The following is a 746-nucleotide window of genomic DNA, read 5'->3' as shown; positions in this document are numbered from 1 at the left end:
AGAATTAAAAATTTGAACTAAATTTATCGGAAGGTGATGACATTTAGTAACTTAGTTCATTGACCATTCTGCAGTTTGACCGGACTATCGTATAGTGCATCTTGCCTGTCCCTGAGCTTGGTTCCATAGATTGAGGCATTGGAGTTTGGTACATCTTTTAGATTGTCCGTATGGTAGCCTGCCGTTTATTTTTCCTCTATGGGCTTAATGGTTTCACATTTTAATTGATGTGCCATGAAAATCATTCACGATCATGCTGCGGGGATCGATATCGGTTCACGCAGAATCTTCATCTCCGTCCAGGGGCAGGAGGTCGTTTCCTTCGCCACTTTTACCCGTAACTTTCGCGAAGCCCTGGACTATCTGCTCTCCCATGGTGTGGACACCGTTGCGATGGAGGCCACGGGTTCCTATTGGTTCATCCTTTACGATATCCTCCACGCCGGAGGGCTTGACGTCTGGCTGGTCGACGGCCGCCAGACCAAACAGGTCCCCGGACGGAAGACCGATGTAAAGGACTGCCAATGGATCCAGCAGCTGCACAGCTATGGACTGCTGAACCGCTGCTTTGTGGCCGAAGGGGACCAAAAGGAGATCCGCAGCTACCTGAGGCTGAGGGAGGACCTGCTGCGGAACGCCGCCATGCATGTCAACCACATGCAGARGGCCCTGGTGGAAATGAACATCAGGCTTCCCGAGGTACTGAGCCAGATCCATGGAGCAAGCGGTATGGCCGTCATCGGTGC

Annotated in this window: 1 protein-coding gene; it reads left to right on the top strand. The window is 51.5% G+C overall.

Annotation, left to right across the window (positions count from 1 at the left end; genetic code table 11):
* Positions 1–234: 234 nt before the first annotated feature.
* On the top strand, positions 235–746 hold a 512-nt coding region (locus CRJ00_RS01465), incomplete at its 3' end, for an IS110 family transposase (protein ID WP_144038058.1).

Source organism: Sphingobacterium sp. 1.A.4 (assembly GCF_002734245.1).
GTDB classification, from domain to species: Bacteria; Bacteroidota; Bacteroidia; order Sphingobacteriales; family Sphingobacteriaceae; genus Sphingobacterium; species Sphingobacterium tenebrionis.
This window is presented reverse-complemented; position numbering and strand designations above follow the sequence as displayed.